The 1,445-nt window shown below is 68.1% G+C and carries 2 protein-coding genes; both read left to right on the top strand.

The features are described from left to right. Nucleotides 1-208: hypothetical protein (locus CNO22_RS27070; protein WP_456298010.1), on the top strand; the 208-nt coding region annotated here is incomplete at its 5' end. A 559-nt stretch (nt 209-767) separates the two neighbouring features. Continuing rightward, nucleotides 768-1,298 carry a hypothetical protein gene (locus CNO22_RS27065; protein WP_100502303.1) on the top strand — a complete coding sequence of 177 codons (531 nt, stop codon included), beginning with the start codon at nt 768-770 and terminating at the stop codon, nt 1,296-1,298. The last annotated feature ends 147 nt before the right edge of the window (nt 1,299-1,445 follow it).

Raw genomic sequence — 1,445 nt, 5'->3', positions numbered from 1 at the left:
GCGGGGCCACCTCGGGGTGCTCGCCGACCGGGACCGCCGGGTGCTGCTCGGCGCCTGGGCCGTCGGGCCGCAGGCCAGCGAGTGGATCCACACCGCAGCCCTCGCCGTCCGCGAGCAGATCCCGATCGACCGGCTCCTCGACCAGGTCGCCCAGTTCCCCACCTACACCGAGGGCTACCTCAAGGCCCTGCAGAAGCTCGACCTGTGACCGGCTCGCTCGGCGGACCGGCCACCAGCACAGCGGACGACCGCGCACGGAGGTGCCTGGTCGATGGCTCCGGGAGCGGACCGAACTCGTGCTTCGCTGTTGCCGTGCGCGGCGTCGTCGCGGCCCGGTGCATGGAGATGCCGGCCCGTGCCCGGCGCGCTGGAGCTGAGGGCTTCGTCAGGACGTCTCCGCCGAGGGCGGCTCACCATGGACGAGGAGAGCGTGCCCGCAGGTCAGCGGTTTGCTGTCAGGTGCGCCATCAGGGGCTCGAACCCCGAACCCGCTGAGTTCGGGCCACTGCCCATCACCGCCGATTACTAGAAGCTTGCTGACCTGCGACGTTCGGGTGCGAGCTGTCATCCAGGATCACCGTCGTTCCCCGATAAACCGGGGGGTAAGTGGGGGATGCTGTGATGGCCCTGGTGTCGCGTCGTGGACCCGTGGCCCTGCATCGATAGGGTCGGCCTTCCGGCTGTTCCTGTATCGAAGCGGGGTTGATGTGTCCGAGTCTGCGTCCGACCAGGTGAGTGCCTCCTCCCTGTAGGACCGGCCAGCGTTCGTGGCTTTCCAGGAACGTGACGACCTCGCTGACTACGGCGACAACGGCCTGCTCCTGTTCGTGGCCCAGTTGAAGCTCGGGTTCGACGACGTTGACACGTTCGCGGCGAACGCTCTGACAGACCACAGCAACGACAAGAAGTGCGACCTGGTCGCTCTGTCGCCCGACAGGCAGAGGCTCATCCTCGCTCAGGGGGCTTTCTCGAAGAAGGAAAGGTGGGCGGCCCCAGCCAACAAGGCCAGCGACTTGAACACCGGAGCTGCGTGGCTGCTGGCTGGGCCAGTCGATGAACTCCCCGAGACGCTTCGGGGCGCGGCGTTGGAAGCACGGTCCGCCTTGGCCAGCGGCGACGTCAAAGAGATGCAGATCTGGTACGTGCACAACCTGCCAGAGTCGGCGAACGTGGAGAAGGAACTCCGCCAGGCCGCCGAGACCGCCGACAGCATCATCCACAGAGAGTTCCCTGCCGCTCAGGTCGACGTGAGCTACGCGGAGATCGGTCGAACCGGATCCCGGCGTCGACGTCGGTGAAGCCGACGCTCGGCCAGGCGGTGGGCGCGGGGCTGGTGGTCGGAGTGGTCATGCGAGGAGGGGGCTCTCGCAACCGTGGCGCTGTCGTGGGGGAACGGCGCGTGCTGACGGGTGGGTGGGGTGCCGAGCGGGTGGGTCGCCCCGCTC

This window comes from Geodermatophilus chilensis (assembly GCF_002802985.1).
Taxonomy (GTDB): Bacteria; Actinomycetota; Actinomycetes; order Mycobacteriales; family Geodermatophilaceae; genus Geodermatophilus; species Geodermatophilus chilensis.
This window is presented reverse-complemented; position numbering and strand designations above follow the sequence as displayed.